Origin of the sequence: Patulibacter minatonensis DSM 18081, assembly GCF_000519325.1 — a bacterium.
In the GTDB taxonomy this organism is placed as follows: Bacteria; Actinomycetota; Thermoleophilia; order Solirubrobacterales; family Solirubrobacteraceae; genus Patulibacter; species Patulibacter minatonensis.
Map to the genome: position 1 here is coordinate 1352503 of NZ_KI912613.1, position 20652 is coordinate 1373154.

Consider the following 20652-nt stretch of genomic DNA (forward strand, 5'->3'; position numbering starts at 1 on the left):
AACCCGTGTCCGGGCGTCCCGCCGGGCGTCACCCCCGCCGCATCATGCGCCCGACCGCCGCCATCAGCTCGTCGGTGCGCTCCAGGCGCTGCGCGCCCTCCGCGTTCGCGACGCAGGTGCGGGCGTGGTCGTCGAGCAGCCCGAGCGCGACCTTGTCGAGCGCGGCCTGCACGGCGGAGATCTGCGTGAGGACGTCGATGCAGTACCGCTCCTCGTCGACCATCCGGTCGATCCCGCGGACCTGGCCCTCGATGCGCTTCAGCCGGGAGCGGAGCTGGTCCTTCGTCGCGGAGTAGCCGCGCGTGGGGGGCGTGGCGGGCACGGAATCGGCGGTGTCCGCGGCGGGCGTGGGGTCCGTGGCGGCGGGCGCGGGGTCCATGGACCGATTCTAGCCATACCCCCGGGGGGTGCCGGAAACGTCGCCGGCGGGCTCGCGGGTCGACGTCGCTGGTACCCCAGGGGGGTATGCTACGTTCTCGAGCGGATACCCCCGACCCGTATCCTCGAAGGAGGGTCCCGGGGGCACGACCGTCCCCCGAGACCACCGGATCCCCGCCATGCCCACGCTCTCCGTCCCCACGAGGCTCGCGCTCTTCGGCGCGCTCCTGGCCGTCGCCTTCGGCGCGGCGCTCGGCCTCGGCGCCCTGGTCGACCCGACCGACGGGGCGCCGAAGCCGGCGGACCACGGTGGGATGGCCGCGGGCCACGGGACGACGGGCGACGCGGGCCACGGTGACGAGGCGTCGTCCGGCCACGGCGGGGAGCACGCCGCGACCGCCCCGGGCGGCCTCTCGGCGACGCAGGACGGCTACCGCCTCGTCGCCGATCGCACCCGGTTCACCGCCGGGGACCGCACGACCTTCCGCTTCCGGATCGACGGCCCGGACGGCCGCCCGGTGCGGTCCGGCTACGAGCTCGAGTCCGAGCGCGAGCTGCACCTGATCGTCGTACGCCGCGACGGCAGAGGCTTCCAGCACCTGCACCCGCGCCGCGCGGCGGACGGCACCTGGAGCGTGCCGCTGACCGTGACGTCGGCCGGCAGCCACCGCGTCCTGGCCGACTTCGTCGTCGGCGGGGTGCGCCGGACGCTCGGGCTCGACGTCGAGGCAGGCGGCGTCTACCGCCCCGCGGCCCCGGCGACACCCTCGTCGGTCGCGACCGTCGACGGCTACCGCGTCGCCCTGGACGCCAACCCGCCGCGCGCGGGCACGTCGACGCCGCTGTTCTTCCGGGTGACCCGCGGGGGCCGGCCGGTCCGTGACCTGCAGCCGTACCTCGGCGCCCGCGGCCACCTCGTCGCGCTGCGCGAGGGCGACCTCGCGTACCTGCACGTGCACCCCGAGGAGGACGCCGCCCCCGGCGACGTCCCGTTCGCGGCGACCTTCCCGAGCGCCGGCCGCTACTCCCTCTACCTGCAGTTTCGCGTGGGCGGCGTCGTCCGCACGGCGACGTTCGTGACGGAGGTCTCCCGATGAGCTCCACGACCCCGTCGGGGGCGACCCCCGACCTCGCCCCGGACGACGGGACGGGCACGGTCGCCGTCGCCACCGAGCAGCTCGACCTCGCGCTGCAGGGCATGACGTGCGCGTCGTGCGCGAACCGGATCGAGCGCAAGCTGAACAAGCTCGACGGCGTCACCGCGACGGTGAACTACGCGACGGAGAAGGCCTCCGTGGTGTTCGACCCGAAGGTCGCCACACCCGAGGCGCTGGTCTCCACGGTCGAGGGCGCCGGCTACCACGCGACGCTCCCCGCCCCGCCCGCCGCGCCCGGCGGCACGGCCGGCGACGACGCCGGGACCGCGACCGACGGCGCGTCGACGGGTGGCGGCACGACCGCCGACGGCTGGGGCCCCCACGAGCGCGCGCTGCGGACGCGGCTGATCGGCTCGGCGGTCCTCTCCGTCCCGCTGCTCCTCGTCTCGATGATCCCGGCGCTCCAGTTCGAGCACTGGCAGTGGCTGGCGCTCCAGCTCGCCACGCCGGTCGTCCTCTGGGCCGGCTGGCCGTTCCACCGCGCCGCGTGGCAGAACCTCCGGCACGGATCCGCGTCGATGGACACGCTGATCTCGGTCGGCACGCTCGCGGCGTGGACGTGGAGCGTCGTCGCGCTGTTCTTCCTCGGCGCCGGCGATCCGGGCATGAAGATGCCCTTCGACCTGTGGCTCGACCGCGGCGCGGCGAGCGACCACATCTACCTCGAGACCGCGGGCGTCGTGACGACGCTGCTCCTGGCGGGTCGGCTCTTCGAGGCCCGCGCCAAGCGACGCTCGGGCGACGCCCTCCGCGCGCTGCTCGAGCTCGGCGCGAAGGACGTCGCGCTCCTCGACGCCGACGGCACCGAGCGCCGCGTGCCGGTCGAGCTGCTGACCGTCGGCGCGCGGTTCGTCGTCCGCCCCGGCGAGCGGATCGCGACCGACGGCACCGTCGTCGACGGGCGCTCCGCGGTCGACGAGTCGCTGCTGACCGGCGAGTCCGTCCCGGTCGAGAAGGCGCCGGGCGACGCGGTCGTCGGGGCGAGCGTCAACGCGGGCGGTCGCCTGGTCGTCGAGGCCACGAAGATCGGCGAGGACACCGCGATCGCGCAGATCGCCCGGCTCGTCGAGGACGCCCAGACCGGCAAGGCGCCGGTCCAGCGCCTGGCGGACCGGATCTCCGGCGTCTTCGTCCCGATCGTCCTCGTGCTCGCGGTCGCGACGCTCGGGTTCTGGCTGGGTGACGGCGCGGGCGCGGCGTACTCGTTCAGCGCCGCGGTCGCGGTCCTGATCATCGCCTGCCCCTGCGCGCTCGGCCTGGCCACCCCGACGGCGCTCCTCGTCGGCACCGGCCGCGGCGCCCAGCTCGGCGTGCTGATCAAGGGCCCGGAGGTCCTCGAGTCCACCCGCCGCGTCGACACGATCGTGCTCGACAAGACCGGCACCGTCACGACCGGCCGCATGCGCCTGACGGCGGTCCACCCCGCGGACGGCGAGGACGCCGACGAGGTCCTGCGCATCGTGGGCGCCCTGGAGTCCGGCTCCGAGCACCCGGTGGCACGGGCGATCGCGGCGGCGGCCGGAGAGCGCCTCCCGACCCCCGAGTCGTTCGCCAACCGCGAGGGCCTCGGCGTCGAGGGGACCGTCGAGGGCCGCGCCGTCGTCGCCGGTCGTCCGTCGCTGCTGGAGGAGTGGGGGATGCCGCTCACCGACGACCTCCGCACCCGGCTCGCCGACGAGCAGTCCCACGGCCGCACCGCGATCGTCGCCGGGTGGGAGGGCCGGATCCGCGGGCTGCTGGTCGTCGCGGACACGCCGAAGGAGACGAGCCGCGAGGCCGTCGCCGCGCTGAAGGGCCTCGGCCTGCGCACCGTGCTGCTGACCGGCGACAACGCGGCGACCGCCCGCGCCGTCGCCGACGAGGTCGGGATCGACGAGGTGATCGCCGAGGTCCTGCCCGCCGGGAAGGCCGCGGTCGTCCGCGACCTGCAGGCCGACGGCCGCGTCGTCGCCATGGTCGGCGACGGGGTCAACGACGCGCCGGCGCTCGCGCAGGCCGACCTCGGGCTGGCGATCGGGACGGGCACCGACGTCGCGATCGAGGCGTCGGACCTGACCCTGGTCTCCGGCGACCTGCGCGGCGCGGGCGACGCGATCCGCCTGTCCCGCAGCACCCTGCGGACGATCCGGACGAACCTCTTCTGGGCGTTCGCCTACAACGTGATCCTCATCCCGGTCGCCGTGGCGGGCCTCCTGAACCCGCTCCTGGCGGGCGCGGCGATGGCGCTGTCGAGCGTCTTCGTGGTCTCGAACTCGCTGCGCCTGCGGTCGTTCCGGGCCCAGCGGGACGGCTGACGGCGGCGCCCGCCCGGCGCGACCGGCGCGGTGGCGCGTCGGGCCGGTCGAGCCGACCGGCGGGTCGGGGGCGCGCCCGAACGGGCCCGCCTCGGTCCGGGAACCATGCACCCGCGGCGGATATTCCTGGAATGCGCGATCACGCGATCCGGGAATATGCCCGCAGGACGTGTGTGTTCCTCCGTCGTGCTCGAACTCCGCCGAAACTCGTGTCGTTCTGCGCGATGGTGGTCCGTCTTCACCCCAGAGGCCGCGACCGGCGGCCTCGGGGCAGGACCCGATCCGCCCCCGGAACCACCGACACGAAGGATCACCACGATGCGCTACTCCCTCCTCCTCAGCCACCCCGAGCCCACCCCGGGCGAGATCCCCGAGGAGACCATCGCCCAGTTCCAGGAGGCGTTCGGCGACTACGCCCGGGCGCTCGAGTCCGCCGGCGTCCTGCGCTCGGCCGACGTGCTGCAGCCGACCGACGTCACGACCACGGTCACCCTGCGCGGCGGCAGCCTGCAGGTCCAGGACGGGCCGTTCGCCGACACGAAGGAGGCCCTCGGCGGCGTCTTCGTGATCGACGTCGCGGACCTCGACGCCGCGATCGCCTGGGCCGAGAAGTGCCCCGGCGCGCAGTACGGCGTGATCGAGATCCGCCCCACCGCGGTCGCGTTCCTGGACGGTCAGTGGCGGAGCTGACCACGGTCGAGGCGCGCGTGGCCGAGGTCACCCGCGCCTCGTACGGCCGGCTCCTGGCGCTGCTCGCGGCGCCGACCCGCGACATCGCGGCGGCCGAGGACGCCCTCGCCGACGCGCTCGAGCAGGCGCTCCGCCGGTGGCCCGACGCGGGCGTCCCGGACAACCCGGAGGCCTGGCTCCTCACCGTCGCCCGCAACCGCGAGCGCGACCGGTTCCGCTCCGCCGCGCACCGCACGGCGGCCCCGCTGGAGGACGCCGACCACGTCGGCACGACCGACGACCCGGACCCCGACGCGATCCCGGACCAACGGCTCGCACTGCTCTTCGTCTGCACCCATCCGGCGATCGACCGCACGATCCGCACGCCGCTGATGCTCCAGACGGTCCTCGGCTTCGACACCGAGCAGATCGCCCGGGCGTTCGCGATCCCCGCGCCGACGATGCTCCAACGGCTGGTGCGTGCCAAGCGGCGGATCCGCGACGCCGGCATCGCGTTCGTCGTCCCCGACCGCGCGCTGATGACGGAGCGGATGCCGGCGGTGCTCGAGGCGATCTACGGCACCTACGCGATCGACTGGCAGGGCGTCGCCGGCGCGACGGAGCGCACGAGCCTGTCGGGCGAGGCCCTGTACCTCGCCGAGACGCTCGTCGAGCTGACCGGCGACGACCCGGAGGTGCTCGGCCTGGCGGCGCTGATCGCCCTGTCGAGCTCCCGGGCCGCCGCGCGCGTCGCGGACGACGGCGCGTTCGTCCCGCTCGGCGAGCAGGACCCGGCGGCGTGGGACGACGCGCTGATCGCCCGCGGGGAGGCCCACCTGCATCGCGCGCACGCGCAGGGCCGCGTCGGGCGGTACCAGCTCGAGGCCGCGATCCAGTCCGCGCACCTCGCCCGACGCACGTCGGGCACGACCGACTGGCGGGCGCTTCGCACGTTCCACGTCGCCCTGCAGGACCTCGCACCGAGCCTCGGGGGCGCCGTCGCCCTGACGGCGGTCGTCGGCGAGACCGACGGGCCTGCGGCCGGCCTGGCGCTGCTCGACGAACTCGAGGGTCCGCACGTCGAGCGCTTCCAGCCGGCGTGGGCGACCAGGGCGCACCTGGCGGAGCGCGCGGGAGACCGCGCCGCCGGCCGCGCCGCACTGGACCGTGCGATCGCGCTCACGACGGACCCGGACACCCGTGCGTTCCTGGAGCGGCGACGGTCGGAGATGTGACGGTCGATCCCGGGGTCGGCGGGCCCCTGGTCGACGGCCGCGGTCACGCGTCGTCGGAGACCGACCTGCGGTGACCTCCGCGCCGGCCGACCGGTCGACTCCTCGGCCGCCGTGGTCCGGGGTGGTCGGACGTCGACCATCGGTGACCTCCGCCGCCGCCGGAGCGCCCGCGGACGCGGTACCCGGGACACCCCGTCCCGCCTGTTCGGTGATCCGTAGCACGCAGATACCAAACCGACGCACGACGGACGGGGGAGTGCGACGACCGCGCGTCATGGTTCTCGTTCGAAGTCCCGCCTGTCCCGCCCTCGGCTTCCCCGGCCGGCCCCGACCCAGCACCCTTCCCCGTGTTCGCTCCCTTCTCCTCCGATCCGCAGAACGACCCGGTTCGTCCCGTCGCGGCCGCCCCGGGCCTCGACGCGTCGCAACCCGTCGACGTGGCCCGCGCCACGGCCGACGTGGTCCGCAAGACGGCCGAGGTCGCTGCCGACATCGCTGCGACCACCGAGCGCCTGCAGGAGCTCGAGCGGCTCCAGGCGCTCGTCGTCTCCACCACCGCCCACGAGCTCCGCAGCCCGCTGACGGTCCTGCGGGCCCACGCCGACATGCTCATGGACGGCAGCGACCACCTCGACGACAGCGAGCGCGCGTCGCTCGAGGCGATCAGCCGCGCGGTCGTCCGCCTGCAGGAGGTCAGCGACCACCTCGTCGCCGAGCTCCGCGGCACCGCCGGCGGTGCCGAGGAGGCCCTCCGCCGCTGGCTGCAGCTCGAGCCGGGCGCCACGCGCACCCGTCCGCGGACGGCCTAGACCACCCCGCCGACCGATGAGTCGGCGGGTCCGCCGGAGTCTCACGGTGTGAGGACCACGCGCCACGGCGCAGGTCCCGACCGCCACGGCGCGTCCGCGCCCAGCCCGAGGAGACTCCGATGTTCCAGGACACCAAGGCGTTCAGCGGCTTCGCGGTCGACGACCCCGGGGCGGCGAAGACGTTCTACGGCGACGTCCTCGGCCTCGACGTCGAGACGAACGAGATGGGTTTCCTGACGCTCCGCCTCGGGAGCGGCGCGGAGGTCCTGGCCTACCCGAAGCCCGACCACGTCCCGGCGACGTTCACGATCCTGAACTTCCCGGTCGACGACGTCGAGGCCGCCGTCGACGCGCTCACGGCGAAGGGCGTCGTGTTCCTCCGTTACGACTCGACCGACGAGAAGGGCATCCAGCGCGGGTACGGCCCCGACATCGCGTGGTTCACGGACCCCGCGGGAAACGTGCTGTCGGTGCTCTCGGCGTAGGCGCGCATCCGCTGGTGGACGAGGGGGCAGCTGCGCCCACCGCCACCGGGCGCACCGCCGACGCTGCCGTTCGTCGACGCGGACGGCCTGAGGGGACATCGTTCGTCCACGGGGTTGCGCGGCGGGGAACCGCCCCCGATACTCGCCGGATGCGCCGTGTGTGGCCTGTAAACCCTCGGGGTTCGGACGTCCCGTGCCCATCCCGATCAGACCGCCCTGGCGCGGCCCGGACGAGGACGGTGGTCCTCGTGCTCGGCGCCTTGGTCGGGGTGGGCGCGTCGCCGTCGCCGGCGACCGCCGCAGACACGAACCTCGTCGGGAACCCGTCGTTCGAGTCCGGGTACTCGGGCTGGATCTCCTACCAGGGCACCCCCGGCAACGTCCAGCAGAGCGGTGCTCCGGACGGGAACTGGGTCGGAACGGCGAAGGCGTCGACCACCGGCGCGGCGTACACGCTGGACAACTACCCCACCGCCACGGCGAGTGGCGGCCGCACGTACACGGCGACGGCCTGGGTGAAGGCCGGGACCGCCTCGAGCGGCAAGCCGATCAAGCTGATCGTCCGGTCCTCGCCGTCGAGCGGGAACGCCACGGAGTGCGGGGCGTCCACGCCGCAGAACCTGACCACCACCTGGTCGTCGATCACGGTGACCTGCGTCGCCCCGCGGTCCGGCGACGCCCTCGACGTGTACCTCGTCCGGGAGGACGGCGTCACGATGAACGAGACGTTCTTCGCCGACAAGGTCTCGCTGGTCGGCCCGGACCAGGCGACGGTCCCGAGCGGCAACATCACGGCGAACCCGTCGTTCGAGGCGGACGTCGCCGGCTGGGACCGCTACCGGTCGACCGTGTCGCAGACCCCGGTCGCCGACGACCCCGACGCCGCTTCCGGCAGCCGGTCCGCCACGGTGAAGGCGAACGCGGGCGTCACCGACTCGTACTCGATCGTCCAGGCCCCGACGTCGCTGAACAAGAAGGCCGCGGGCGCCTACACCTACACCGCCACCGCCTGGGTCAAGGGCACGCCGTCGAGCGCCGGGAAGACCGTGACGCTGTTCGTCCGCGAGAAGGACGCGGCCGACGGTGACGTCCAGTCGCGGAGCGCGCCGGTCACGCTGTCGGCCGACCGCTTCAAGAAGGTCACGGTGTCGGCGACCGCCCAGGCCACAGGCGACTCGATCGACGTCTACGCGGCCCGGCTGGACGACGTCTCGAGCGGTGAGTCGTTCCGCATCGACGCCTTCACGCTGACGGCGTCCCAGCCGGGCGAGGTCCCGGCCGGCAACCTCACGGCGAACCCGAGCGTCGAGCCCGACGCCACCAACTGGAGCAGCTACCAGGGGACGACCCCGACGTCGGTCCTGGCCACCGCCGCCCCGGCGTCCGCCGGCGTCGCCGACGCGCCGCTCGGGACGCGGGTCGGGAAGGCGACGGCGAGCACCCAGGGCGGCTACGACGGCTACACCTTCGACGACGCGAACGCCGCGGTGCAGGACTCCGTCGCGGGCACGACCTACACCGCAGGCGCCTGGGCGAAGGCCGCGGCGGCCGGCGGCGTGGCGAAGAACACGTACCTGGTCGTCCGCGAGACCAACGCGGCCGGCGCCACGGTCGGGTACGCCGACTCCCGGGTCGTCCCGCTGCGCGCCGACCGGTACAGCCGACTGGAGTCGTCGTACGTCGCGAAGGACGACCACAACAAGATCGACGTCTACCTCGACCGGCGCGGCGACGTGGTGCCGGGCGAGAGCTTCTACGCGGACGACATCACGCTCACCGCCACCCGGCTCGCCAACGTCTTCGGGTCGTCCGTCACGGTGCGACCGGACGTCGACCAGCCGTCCGGAGGCACCCTCGCGGCCACCGTGTCGGCGGCCAAGAACGAGTCTGCGTCGTTCCAGATCGCGCTCCGGACCACCGGGGCCGGCGCGACGGTCACGGGCCAGTCCCTCCTCGGCGGACAGCTGACCGGCCCGTCCAACGCGACGATCGCGGAGTCCGCGGTGACGGTCGCCCGCGAGGCGAACTACACCGTCGAGCAGCCCTCCGACGGGGAGGGTGCCGTCGGGAAGTGGCCCGACGAGCTGATCCCCGACAAGGACCCGCTCCTCGGCGGCGTGGGGAGGACCCTCGGGTCGAACCAGAGGGCGTTCCCGATCGTCCTCGGCGAGCGTGAGGCCTCGACGCTCTGGGTGGACGTGAACGTCCCGACGTCCGCGGCGAAGGGCACGTACACCGGCACCATCCGGTTGACGCTCTCGGGCGGGTCGAGGATCGACGTCCCGGTGACGGTGAAGGTCCGCGACTTCACGCTGCCCTCGACCTCGTCGCTGCGCAGCATCTTCACCCTGAACCCCTTCGAGGTCTGTCGCGCCCCCGAGACCGCGGGGAACGACGGGGGGTACGCCGACATCCGACCCTCCTACGGCGGGTGCGACCCGTCGAACGAGAAGACGTGGCAGGTGTTCGCGCGCTTCGCGCAGCTCGGCCTGCGCAACCGGATCTCGATCAGCAACCCGTACGCCACGCGCAACCAGGAGGCCCCGACCACCGATCCGGTGACCCGGGCCGCGCTCCCGGGCGCCCCGACGCCGCCTCCGGGCACGTACACCCAGGAGGACGCGTTCGACACCTACGTCAAGCCGCTGCTCGACGGCACCGCCCCGCAGGGCACGTTGACCGGCGCGAAGCTCACGACGTTCTCCACCTGGTGGGGGTGCATCAGGATCGAGAAGGCCGGGTGCCTCTCGCGCTGGAAGTCGGTCATCGACCGGCACGTCCCCAGCGCTGCGAGCCGGTTCCTCCCGTGGGTCTGCGACGAGCCGTTCTTCGACGACGCGAAGCACAAGACGCCATGGCGGTACTCCGCGACGTCGCCCAGCGGCGACACCCCGGACCTCGGGGCGCCCGCCAACGGGGAGACGCCGTACGAGTATCCGCCGTTCTCGTGCGCCTGGTCGCGCAAGACCGCGACCGACGGCTGGCCGGGGGTGCCCGTGAAGATCACCACCGACCTCGACGATCCGGGGCTCTACGACCGCTACGTCGCGGACCGCAACAACCCGCCCGCGGTCCCGACCGCCGCACCGACGACCTCGAAGGTCAACGTCCTCGCGAACCTCGTGACCGACCTGGTCCCGCGCAACCCGAAGGACCCGAACCAGAAGTACTCCGTCCGGAAGGCGAAGTTCGACCGGTTCGCCGCCCAGTCGGGTGCGGAGCTCTGGGGGTACACGGCCTGCTCCAGCGCGGGCTGCGATCCGGGTGTCCCCGCGAGCGACCCCACGACCACCGACCCCGAGCACGACGGATGGCCGTCCTACTCGATCGACCAGCCCGGATCCCAGGCGTCGGCGATGGGGTGGATGTCGTTCATGTACGGCCTCAAGGGCGAGAGCTACTTCGACACCGCCTACGGCTTCAGCGAGGGCCCGGAGTTCCATCGCGGATTCGCGGACTACGGCGCCAACGGCGACGGGCTGCTGTTCTACCCGGGCCTGTCGGACGTGACGAAGAACGGGGCGACCACGACGGTCGACATGCCGTTCGAGTCGATCCGACTGAAGCGGATCCGTGAGGGCCGGGAGGACTACGAGTACCTGGCACGGCTGGCGACGCCCGCCTGCGGCAAGCGGACGCAGGCCATGGCGATCGCCCAGGGCCTCTTCGGCGACCTCGATCACGCGATGTTCAGCACGACGGTCACCCAGGCGCAGCTCGACGCGGCGCGGGACAGCCTCGAGGCCCTGATCACCTCGACCACGCAGTGCAAGAACCCCTGACGGCCGAGCAGGCCCCGTCCTGGCCGGCGGATGCGCCGCTCCGGACGGTGCCCGCACCCCGGTGCGACCGTCCGTGCAGGGCCCCTCAGGCGTCCGCCAGCCGCGCGAGCAGCGGGATCGCCGCGGCGAGCTGCGCCCGCTCGTCGTCGTCGAACAGGTCGTCCAGCGCGGCGGTGAGCCACGCCTCGCGCTCGACCCGGATCGCCAACAGGCGCTCGCGCCCCGCGTCGGTCAGCTCGACGAACGCGCGCCGGCCGTCGGCCGGGTCGGGGCGGCGCGTCACGAAGCCGCGCTCCTCGAGCTCGCGGACGGTCTGGGCCATCGACTGCGGACGGACGCGGTCGGCGGTGGCGAGGTCGGCGCTGCTCATCGGCCCCTCGCGGTGCAGGCGACCGAGGACCGCGAAGCGGCCCTCGCCCGGCGCGGCCTCGGCCCGCAGACGACGGATCACGTCCCCCAGGGCCTCGCGCAGCTCGTGGGCGGTGCGGGCGGTCGACGGCGCCGGGGCGTTCGGCGTGCCCCCGCTCCCGCGACCGGAGGCGGTCGGCGTGCCCCCGGAGGTCGGGGCGGTGACGGGCGTCCGGGCGGGCGGCACCCCGACAGTCTAGAGGCCGGCCGACAGGAAGACTGATCAGGCTGCCTGTGTAATGTGCTGGGACGATGCACCCGACCGTCGACGACCGCTACAAGTGGATCGCCCTGGGCAACGCGACGCTCGCGGTGCTGCTGGCGACGCTCGACGCGTCGATCACGATCATCGCGATGCCCGACATCTTCCGGGGCATCCACCTGGACCCGCTCGTGCCCGGGAACTCCTTCTACCTGCTGTGGATGATCCTCGGCTACCTCGTCGTCACCAGCGTCCTGGTCGTCAGCCTCGGTCGGCTCGGGGACATGGTCGGGCGCGTCAGGATCTTCAACGTCGGCTTCGTGATCTACACGGTCGCGTCGCTGCTCCTGGCGATCGACTGGATGACCGGCGAGGCCGGCGCGCTGTGGCTCATCGGCTTCCGCGTCGTGCAGGGCATCGGCGGCGCGTGCCTGATCGCGAACTCCGGCGCGATCATCGCCGACGCGTTCCCCGCCCACCAGCGCGGGATGGCGCTCGGGATCAACAACATCGTCGGCGTCAGCGGCCAGTTCGTCGGGCTCGTCCTGGGCGGGCTGCTCGCCCCGATCGACTGGCGTCTCGTCTTCCTCCTCTCGGTGCCTGTCGGGATCCTCGGCACCGTCTGGGCGTACCGCTCGCTGCGCGAGGTCTCGACCCCGCACCCGGGCCGCATCGACTGGACGGGCAACGTCTCCTTCGCGCTGGGCCTGATCCTGGTCATGGTCGCCGTGACCTACGGGATCCGGCCCGCCGGAGGCCACGCGACCGGCTGGGGGAGCCCCACCGTGATCGGCCTGATGGTCGCCGCGGCGGTCTGCCTGGTCACCTTCGTGGTCGTCGAGCGCCGCAGCACCCACCCGATGTTCCGGCTCGGCCTGTTCCGCATCCGGGCGTTCACGTTCGGCACGCTCTCGACGTTCCTCGCGGCGATCGCCCGCGGCGGCCTGATGTTCATGCTGATCATCTGGCTCCAGGGGATCTGGCTGCCGCAGCACGGCTACAGCTTCAGCGAGGCGCCGCTGTGGGCCGGCATCTACATGCTGCCGCTGACGGCGGGGATCCTCGTCGCGGGTCCGCTGTCCGGGATCCTGTCGGACCGCTACGGGGCCCGGCCGTTCGCGACCGCGGGGATGCTGCTCACGGCGGTCGGATTCGGCCTGCTCCTGCTGCTGCCGACGAACTTCTCGTACCCGGCGTTCGGGGCGATCCTGCTCCTGATCGGCCTGGCGATGGGCCTCTTCGCGTCGCCGAACCGCGCCGCGGTGATGAACAGCCTCCCGGCGGCCGACCGCGGCGCCGGCGGCGGGATGAACACGACGTTCCAGAACTCCGCCCAGGTCCTGTCGATCGGCGTCTTCTTCACGCTGATGATCATCGGACTGGCCGCCACGCTGCCGCAGACGATGTCGGCCGGCCTGCAGGCCCACGGCGTCTCGGCGGCCGACGCGCAGCACGCGTCGGACCTGCCCGCCGTCTCGATCCTCTTCGCGGCGTTCCTCGGGTACGACCCGATCCAGCACCTGCTGGGGACCCACGCGCTCGCCGGCCTGTCGCCGGCGGACCACGCCGCCCTGACCGGCCATTCGTTCTTCCCCGACCTCATCTCGGGCCCGTTCCAGGACGGGCTGCACGCCGCGTTCGCGTTCGCGATCGCCGCCTGCCTGATCGCGGCGCTCGCCTCGCTGATGCGCGGCCGCCGGCAGGTCGACGACCCGGACGCCGTCGTCCCGCAGGCCGGCGGCGCGCGGCCGGTGCGGCCGCTGGCGGAGTGATCAGTCCGTGATCTCGGCGCCCTTCCAGAAGGCGACGTGGTCTACGGCGACGCCTCCCCCGTCTCGTTCCACGCGGCGTCCCAGCGCGCCAGCAGCGCCGCGAGACCGTCCTCCGTGGGCGCGCCGAACGCGCGCAGGCGGGCGAGGCCGCCGTCCGGGCGGACCTCCAGCCGCAAGCGCCGGACGGGCCGGGTCCCGAGCAGCGCGAAGCGGTGCCGCACGTCCGGCACGACCGCGGTCCGCTCGAGCAGCGCGAACCACTCGTCCGGGTCGGCCTCGTCGGTGTCCGTGTCGCGGCCCAGGATCCGGACGGTGCCCGGCGCGTTGCCGACGAAGTGCCGGGCGTCGACCTCGAGCATGCGCACGACGCCCGAGACCGCGAGGCGGAGCTCGACCCAGTCGTACCCGCCGTCGCGCCGGCGCGAGGTCTCCCACCCCTCGCCCATCGTGCGTGCCGGGCCCGGCGCGATGAGGTTGCTCGCCGCGCTGTAGAACGCGTTCGACGACGACGTGACGCGGCCGCCGTTCTCCGTCGCCGCGAGGTCGAACGGCCCGGCGCGCAGGACCGCCGGGTCGGGCAGCGGCTCGCCGTGCACCCGCAGCCGCGCGACGCCGCCGTCGGGGTGGATCCGCAGACGGACGTGGGTGACGAGGCCCTCGTCCGCGACGAGGAAGCGGTTGTGGGTGTCGCCCCGCACCGCGCCGAGGGGGACGAGCGGCCGCCACGGCGCGGCGCGGACCTGCGCGACACCCGGGTAGCCCGGCAGCGCGCAGCCGTCGACCTCGACCTCCGGCGGGAAGTTCCCGACGAAGTGGCTCGTGTCGACGTCGATGCCGCGGACGATGCCCGGCAGGCCGAGCCGCACGATCGCCTCGTCGTGCCCGGCCTCGCGGCGGCGCCGGGTCTGCCAGCCGTCGTAGACCTGACCGCGCGACCCGAACGTCGCGGGCGTGAAGACGGACGGACCGTCGGCGACGAGGTTGTCCCGGGGTGCGAAGAGCTCGTCGTTCGCCCACGGGACCGTGCCGCCGACGGAGCGCGCCGCCAGGTCGGGGAGCGCCTCGAACGGATCCAGCCCCGGCAGGACGCGGTCGTCCTCGGGCAGCTCGGACGGGCTCACGGGATCCACGGTGCTCATCGCCACCAGTCTGCTGTCCGGGGCGTCGAGGTCCGTTGTCCAAGGGTCGCGGGAACGGCGGCGGGGCCCGTACGGCGCGGCGGTGCCGGGTGGCGCCACGACGCATCTCACGGACCCTCCGCGGCGTCCGTCACGCCCCGGGCGCGTCGCCGGTCACGGCCGCGAGCGGCACCGCGCCAAGCACCGCTCCGATCCCGAGATGGCGGTGTTGTATCGGCGTACACTGCCCGCGCACTCCGACCCCGGACGCCGACGGCCCACCGACCCGAAGGACCGCAATGCCCGTCTCCCGCACCACCCCCGACGACCAAGAACCGGCCCGCGTCCACCGCCGCGGCCGCCGCGCCGCCGCCACCCTCGGGGTCGCGACCGTCGCGTCGCTGACCCTGGCGGGCACCGCGCTGGCGGGCCCGCCGCCGGCCAACGACCAGGTCCAGAACGCGACCGTCATCCCCGCGCTGCCGGCCGCGATCTCGGGCACGACCGTCGACGCGACCGCCGGGGTCGACGAGCCCTCGCCGCTCGTCGTCTCGTCGGGCGACGACCTCGTCGGCCTGGACCGGTCGGTCTGGTACTCGTTCACGTCCCCGCTGGACGGCAACGTCCTCCTGAACGCCTGCGACTCGAACTTCGACAACTACGTCAACGTCTTCACCGGCTCCGCGCAGTCGCTGAAGCTCGTGAAGACCCGGAGCAACCCGTACCGCGCGTGCCGTGGCGACCGCCAGACGTTCGCGGTGAAGAAGGGCGACCAGTACTTCGTCCGCGTCGCGACAGAGCGCGCCGGCAGCACCGCCCCGCAGGGCGGCGTCTTCCGGCTGAAGCTCGAGGCCCAGTCGACGCCGCAGAACGACGCCTTCGCGTCGGCGACGGTCCTGCCCGACAACGGCATCGGGGCGTTCGACGCGCCGCTGGCGTTCTCGACCGTCGAGTTCGGCGAGAAGCTCTACTCGAACGACCGCGGCTCGGTCTGGTTCCGCCTGAACGCGCCGACGAGCCGCCCGTACACGGTGCAGGTCCCCGCGCTCTCCACCTCCACGGCTCTCGAGGTCTTCTCGACCACCGGCCCGACGATCAACGCGCTGAAGCGCCTCGGCTCCGACTACGCCTCCGGCGACAGCGCCGCGAAGGTGAACTTCACCGGGCTGAAGGGCCGCTCCTACGTGATCCGGCTCTCCACGACGTCGCAGGTCCCGGACAAGGCGCGCCTCCTGGTGACGACGAACTCGGCCGCCGGCGCCGGGCTCTCCGTGAAGCCGGCGAGCAACTCGATCTCGGGTCTCCGGCGTCGCGGCTTCCAGGTCACCGCGTCGTGCATCGGCAGCTGCAGGGCGGCGATCGCGCTCTACGTGAGCCCGAAGGAGGCCGTCCGCTACAAGCTCGTCAGCGGGAGGAAGCGGCCGAGGAACGCGATCCGCATCGGCCGCCTGACCGGCGTCCTGCCGGAGGGCGGCACGAACGTCACGGTCCCGGTGACCCCGTCGATCGCGCGGAGGCTGCGCGGCGTCTCGCGCCTGCACGTGATCGTCGAGTCCTCCGTCGCCGGCGGCAAGGGCAAGGCCGCCCGGACGGTCCAGCTCGTGAAGTGAGCAGCCCGGCCGGGCGACGTCGTCGCCCGGCCGGTCAGGCCCCCGACCGCGTCCTGGGGCAGAAGTCGAAGAGCAGGATGCTCCACGGGTACTGCGGCTTGAAGCGGGACGCCACGAGACGGAGCTCGCGCCGGCGGCCCTCGCCGTCGACGGCCTGCCCGCCCCACTGCAGGAGCTGGCCGCCGTCCCGCGTGTCGATGGTCCTCAGCGACGCCGGAGAGAGGCCCACGAGACGCACCGGCGCGCGCTTCGTCTGCCAGAGCCACTTCTGCACGGCCTCCGGGCCCTTGCTCAGCGCCACGTTCTTGCCCTTCGGCAGGACGAGCCCCTCGGGCAGCGTGTTCCCCGCGGGACACCGCTCGCCACGCCCGTAGAGGTCGAACCCGGTCCCGAGGTCCCCGAAGTGGAAGAACGCCTTGATGTCCGGTGCGCGGTTCAGCGCGGCGTAGTCGGCGAAGAGACCCGCGACCTCGTCGCGGTCCTCGCGCCCGGCGGGGACCCCCCGCTTCGAGAAGCCCGACGCGGCGGGCTGGGCGGGGGCGCGGTCCGCCCGGGCGAGGTCGCGCTCGTGCGACACCGGCGGGTCGGTCAGGAGCTCGTGCGCGGCGGCACCGGCCCCACCGGCGAGGACGGCGACGGCGAGCACCGACGCCGTCGCGAGGCCGCGCCGGAGCCCGGGCCGGGACTCCAGCGAGCCGAGGAACCGGCGCAGGGCGGCGCGGGGCCCCGGGGCCGGCCGGCCGCCCGGCGCGAGCCCGAGCGCGCGGTGCAGCCCGGCGATCAGCTCCGCACCGTCGCGGGGCCGGTCGGCGGGGTCGATCGCCATGCCGCGGGCGAGGACCTCGTCGACCGCGGCGGGGAGCTCCGGCCGGCGCTCCGACGCCGACGGGCGGTCCCGGATCGCGTGCGCGACGAGCATCGCGGGCACCGTCGGCGCGGAGAACGGCGGCGTCCCGGTCAGGGTCTCGAAGGCGACGCACGCCAGGCCGTAGAGGTCGGAGCGCGCGTCGCCCGACTCGCCCTGGACGAGCTCCGGCGCCAGGTACGCGGGGGTGCCGACGATCTCGGTGGTCGCGTCGCCGCGGCCCCAGCGACCGGCGTCGTGCAGGGCGCCCGCGACGCCGAAGTCCGTCAGCGATGCGCGCGGTCCGTCGGCGTCGTCGCGGACCAGGACGTTCGCGGGCTTGACGTCGCGGTGCAGGCACCCGGCCTCGTGGGCGGCGTCGAGCCCGGACGCGAGCTGCTCCAGGATCCGCACCGCGTCGGGGACCGACGGCGGACCCCCGGCCAGGCGGTGGCGGAGGTCGGAGCCCTCGACCCACTGCAGCGCGACGTACGGCCGGCCGTCGACGACGCCGACGTGGTGGACGGCCACGACCGACGGGTGGTCGATGCTCGCCGCCAGCCGGGCCTCGCGCCGGAGGCCCTCCTGCAGCTCGGGCAGGTCGGAGAGGCGCTCCGCGGCGACCTTCAGCGCGACGGTCCGGTCGAGCTCCTCGTCGTGCGCCCGGTAGACGACGCCCATGCCGCCGCGCCCCGCGACGGCCTCGACGACGTAGTGGTCGTCGAAACGCGCGCCGGGCTCGAGGTCCCAGGCGCTCACGATCCGGTCCCCGTCCGCGGGCAGAGGTCGACGAGGTCGACGAGCCACTCGGTCCCGAGCCCCGTGCGCGCCAGCCAGTAGCGGACCTCGCGTCGCTCGCCGGACGGCAGGACCGCGACGCCCGACCAGGAGGCCCGCAGCCGGCCGGCGAACCGGACCCCGGCCGGGGCGAGGTCCTCGAGCGCCCAGGGCAGCCGCCGCGCGGTGCTCAGGACCTGGAGCTGCCGGTACCCGGCGCCGCGCTTCAGCTCGGTGCCCGCGCGGGGCGGCGCGGTCCGGGTGCACCGTCCGTCGCTCTCCGGGGACTCGACCTGCAGCCGGGGGGAGAGCGCCTGGCTCCAGTCGGACTGGCTGAACGAGTCCGGCCGCGACCCGGACAGGACGTCCCGCAGCTGGAGCACGACGGCGCGCTGCGACACGGGACCTGGGGCGTCGGCGGGGCGCTGCGGCAGCTTCGTGCCCTCCTTGAAGCGCGGCGGTGCCGCGAGCGGCGGAGCACCGGCGTCCTCGGGCGGACCGTCGTCCGACGCGGCGAGCGCGACGCCGCCGACGGCGCCGCCGACCGCGGCGACCACGACCACGACGGCGGCGACGACCCGGCGCCGCACGCGGGTGGCCGACGAGGGGCGTGACCGGCGCCCGTCCCGTCGCCCGGCGTCCGCGCCGTCCCGCCGCCCGTCGCGGGACCCCGCGGAGGCGGGCAGGTCGTGGGTGACGTCCCACGCGACCGCGCCGGTGCCGGTCTCCATCGCCCGGTCGTCCCCGGCGTGCGGACGGTCGCCGAGCGCCCCGGCGACGGCGGCGGCGAGCGCCCCGGCCGACGGCGGCCGCTCGGCGGGGTCGATCGCCATCCCGCGCTCGAGGACGAGATCGAGCTCCCGCGGCAGCTCGGGGCGCCGGCTCGTGACCCGGGGCCGCGGCCGGGTCGCGTGGGCGGTGAGCACCGCGGCCCCGGTCGGGCCGGTGAACGGCGGGGTGCCCGACAGCAGCTCGAACGCGAGGCACGCGAGCGCGTAGACGTCGGCCCGCGCGTCGGGGGTCCCGCCGTCCGCGAGCTCCGGCGCCAGTGCGCCGGGCAGGCCGGCGGTCTCGGGGGCGCGGGTCAGTGCCGGTCCGACGCCGGCCTCCAGCACGGTGCGCCGCACGCCGAGCCCGGTCAGCCAGGCGCGCGGCCCCGACGGGGTGTCGCGGACGAGCACGCACGCGGGCCCGAGGTCACCGTGGACCTGTCCGGCAGCGTGCACGGCGTCGAGCGCGCCGGCGAGCTGCTCGACGAGATCGGCGGCCTCGGCGGCGGGCGGCGGACCCGCGGAGTAGCGGTGGCCGAGGTCGTCCCCGTCGATCCAGGCGGTCGCGACGTACGGCCGGTCGTCGTCCGTCCCGACGTCGACGGGACGCACCAGGACGGGGTGCTCGACCCGGCGTGCCTCGCCGACCGCCCGGGAGAGCCGCTCGCCGAGGTCGTCCGCCACCAGCGCCTCGTCGCGGGCGACCTCCACCGCGACGGGCGCGTCCTCCTGCTCGTCGTGCGCGCGGAGGACCGGTCCGAGGACCCCGTCGCCGGCGGGCCCCTCGACCCGATGTCGCCCGCCGATCAGGCGGCCGGTCTGCGCACCCGACATCGCGGGAACGCTAGCGCGCCCGGCCGGGAGGCAGGGCCCGCGACGACGGCATGGCCCTCATGGACGGAGCCTCCGTGCCAGGCGGCGCGCCCGGCGGAGGCCGCCTCGGCGGTGGTCCTCGAGGTCGGCGTGCTGGCGGGCGAGGACCGACCAGGCCATCACCGCCTCGTCGACGACGTCGTCGTCCGGCTCGCGCGCGGACACGACCGCCAGCCGCCGGCGGAGGACGAGGGGGTGGGCGGCGTCGGGCCGGACGACGTGGTCGAGGGTGACGAGGACGGCGCCGGACCCGGCGGTGATCCCGACGACGAGGCGCGGTCGCCGGGGGGCCAGGCGCTCCGGCGCGCCCGGGCCGAGCTCGCGGGCGGGGACGACGATCGCGGGCGCGCGGGCGATCCGCTCGGCCAGCTCCCGGCGACCGGCCGGCGTGGCCAGGTCCGGGGCCCAGGGGTGGCGCGCGTCCGGCATCGGCCCAGCCTCCGCCTCCGGGGCGGCCGCGACCAGCCCCGCGGGGGGTGGTCCGGACCACCCCCTCGTGGCGGTGACGTCGACGGCGGCCGGCCGCGACCGCGGCTCCGCCTCCGTGTCGACTCCTGTACCCCTGAGGTACAGGACCCGATAAGGCGCCGTCCGGGCTACTCCACGTCGTGGCGCCCGACGATCCCCGTGGCGATCGCGATCTCCGCGAGCCGGACGCGCTTGGCGCCCTGCGCGAGGTCGGCGACGCGGGCGCGTTCGAAGAGCGCCTTCAGGTGCGTCCGGACGGCGTCGTCGGACAGCACGAGCTCGGCGGCGATCTCGCGGTTGGACGCCGGGGTCGGTCCCGGCGGATCGGCGAGCAGCGGGCGGCAGAGCGCGACGAGCACGCGGCGCTGCGCGGGGGTGACGTCGGGGCGCGCGGGCAGCCGGTCGCCCGCCAGCGTGGTGGCGGCCACGGCGCTGCGCGGTGCGCGGAACGCCAGGGTCGACTCGCCGACGGAGATCACGTCGCCGTCCTGCAGCCGCCGCCGCCCGACGACCCGCTCCGCGCCGACGAACGTGCCGTTGCGCGAGAGGCCGTCGTCCGCGACCGCCCAGTCGCCGCCGGCCCGCACGAGCTCCGCGTGGGTGCGGGAGGCCTGCCCGTCGGTGTCCAGGGCGACGTCGCAGGCGGGGCTGCGGCCGACCCAGAGCGCCTCGTCGCCCTGCTCGAGCAGCACGATCCGCTGCCCGCCGCCGGCGGGGGAGACGACGAGGAACGGCAGCTCCTCGGCCTCGGCCCGGAGGATCGCCTGGAGCGTCACGGCGCGCGAGGAGTCCGGGGCCAGCTGCTCGACCTTCACCGGGCGACCGCCATGCGGCCGAGCCTAGATGATCGCCCCGGCCGCATCACGACGCCGCCGGGCCGCGGTCCGCCGCGACGAGCGCGACCAGGTGCCGGGTCACGAGCTGGAGCGGGTCGACGTCCCAACCCTGCGGCACCCCGTCGGCGCGGTCGGTCAGGGCGCGGCCGGCGTGCGCCCGCCAGT

16 protein-coding genes are annotated in these 20652 nt (G+C 74.8%); 9 read left to right on the forward strand and 7 right to left on the reverse strand.

Annotated elements, in window-relative coordinates; genetic code table 11:
- Nucleotides 1-28 precede the first annotated feature (28 nt).
- Nucleotides 29-379 (reverse strand): metal-sensing transcriptional repressor, encoded by a 351-nt coding sequence (locus PATMI_RS0106170; RefSeq protein WP_051471122.1) that lies wholly within the window; start codon nt 377-379, stop codon nt 29-31.
- A gap of 178 nt (nt 380-557) precedes the next feature.
- Between PATMI_RS0106170 and PATMI_RS27855 the strand changes: the two genes are divergently transcribed.
- The 7 genes from PATMI_RS27855 (at nt 558) to PATMI_RS0106205 (ending at nt 10809) form a co-directional block, all read left to right on the forward strand.
- The gene (locus PATMI_RS27855) at nt 558-1475 is read left to right on the forward strand and encodes a hypothetical protein (RefSeq protein WP_036725342.1); all 918 of its coding nucleotides are present in this window, start codon (nt 558-560) and stop codon (nt 1473-1475) included.
- Nucleotides 1472-3829: a heavy metal translocating P-type ATPase gene (locus tag PATMI_RS0106180; protein ID WP_084269729.1), complete on the forward strand. Its 2358-nt coding sequence runs from the start codon at nt 1472-1474 to the stop codon at nt 3827-3829. Before PATMI_RS27855 ends, PATMI_RS0106180 begins: the two co-directional genes overlap by 4 nt.
- Nucleotides 3830-4147: 318 nt before the next feature.
- Nucleotides 4148-4519, forward strand: a complete 372-nt coding sequence (locus PATMI_RS0106185) for a YciI family protein (protein WP_026910250.1) — start codon at nt 4148-4150, stop codon at nt 4517-4519.
- Nucleotides 4507-5733 carry an RNA polymerase sigma factor gene (locus tag PATMI_RS0106190; RefSeq protein WP_026910251.1) on the forward strand — a complete coding sequence of 409 codons (1227 nt, stop codon included), beginning with the start codon at nt 4507-4509 and terminating at the stop codon, nt 5731-5733. Before PATMI_RS0106185 ends, PATMI_RS0106190 begins: the two co-directional genes overlap by 13 nt.
- A gap of 347 nt (nt 5734-6080) precedes the next feature.
- On the forward strand, nt 6081-6542 hold the full coding sequence (locus PATMI_RS0106195; protein ID WP_026910252.1) for a histidine kinase dimerization/phospho-acceptor domain-containing protein: 462 nt from the start codon (nt 6081-6083) through the stop codon (nt 6540-6542).
- Nucleotides 6543-6661: 119 nt separating this feature from the next.
- Complete coding sequence (locus PATMI_RS0106200; protein WP_026910253.1) at nt 6662-7027, forward strand: VOC family protein; 366 nt, start codon at nt 6662-6664, stop codon at nt 7025-7027.
- A gap of 248 nt (nt 7028-7275) precedes the next feature.
- A complete protein-coding gene (locus PATMI_RS0106205; protein ID WP_026910254.1) occupies nt 7276-10809 on the forward strand; it encodes a carbohydrate binding domain-containing protein in 3534 nt (1177 codons plus the stop codon).
- Nucleotides 10810-10894: 85 nt separating this feature from the next.
- On the opposite strand, the gene PATMI_RS27860 is transcribed toward PATMI_RS0106205, so the two are convergent.
- Nucleotides 10895-11404, reverse strand: a complete 510-nt coding sequence (locus PATMI_RS27860) for a MarR family winged helix-turn-helix transcriptional regulator (protein WP_084269730.1) — start codon at nt 11402-11404, stop codon at nt 10895-10897.
- A gap of 65 nt (nt 11405-11469) precedes the next feature.
- Here PATMI_RS27860 and PATMI_RS27865 point away from each other — a divergent pair, with 65 nt between their 5' ends.
- Complete coding sequence (locus PATMI_RS27865) at nt 11470-13191, forward strand: MFS transporter (protein ID WP_084269731.1); 1722 nt, start codon at nt 11470-11472, stop codon at nt 13189-13191.
- A 41-nt stretch (nt 13192-13232) separates the two neighbouring features.
- Here the strand turns inward: PATMI_RS27865 and alc are convergent, their stop codons facing one another.
- A complete protein-coding gene (alc, locus tag PATMI_RS0106220) occupies nt 13233-14330 on the reverse strand; it encodes an allantoicase (protein WP_084270306.1) in 1098 nt (365 codons plus the stop codon).
- A 278-nt stretch (nt 14331-14608) separates the two neighbouring features.
- Here alc and PATMI_RS0106225 point away from each other — a divergent pair, with 278 nt between their 5' ends.
- Nucleotides 14609-15919, forward strand: coding sequence for a hypothetical protein (locus PATMI_RS0106225; RefSeq protein WP_026910256.1), 1311 nt, complete (start codon nt 14609-14611; stop codon nt 15917-15919).
- 34 nt (nt 15920-15953) lie between these two features.
- On the opposite strand, the gene PATMI_RS34005 is transcribed toward PATMI_RS0106225, so the two are convergent.
- The 4 genes from PATMI_RS34005 to PATMI_RS0106245 all read right to left on the reverse strand — a co-directional run bounded on the left by PATMI_RS34005 (nt 15954) and on the right by PATMI_RS0106245 (nt 20466).
- On the reverse strand, nt 15954-17522 hold the full coding sequence (locus tag PATMI_RS34005; RefSeq protein WP_051471123.1) for a serine/threonine-protein kinase: 1569 nt from the start codon (nt 17520-17522) through the stop codon (nt 15954-15956).
- On the reverse strand, nt 17519-19144 hold the full coding sequence (locus tag PATMI_RS34010) for a serine/threonine-protein kinase (RefSeq protein ID WP_026910257.1): 1626 nt from the start codon (nt 19142-19144) through the stop codon (nt 17519-17521). The genes PATMI_RS34005 and PATMI_RS34010 overlap by 4 nt, the downstream gene beginning before the upstream one ends.
- A 57-nt stretch (nt 19145-19201) precedes the next feature.
- Nucleotides 19202-19612: a hypothetical protein gene (locus PATMI_RS0106240; protein ID WP_026910258.1), complete on the reverse strand. Its 411-nt coding sequence runs from the start codon at nt 19610-19612 to the stop codon at nt 19202-19204.
- 167 nt (nt 19613-19779) lie between these two features.
- On the reverse strand, nt 19780-20466 hold the full coding sequence (locus PATMI_RS0106245) for an FHA domain-containing protein (protein WP_051471124.1): 687 nt from the start codon (nt 20464-20466) through the stop codon (nt 19780-19782).
- Nucleotides 20467-20652: the final 186 nt, after the last annotated feature.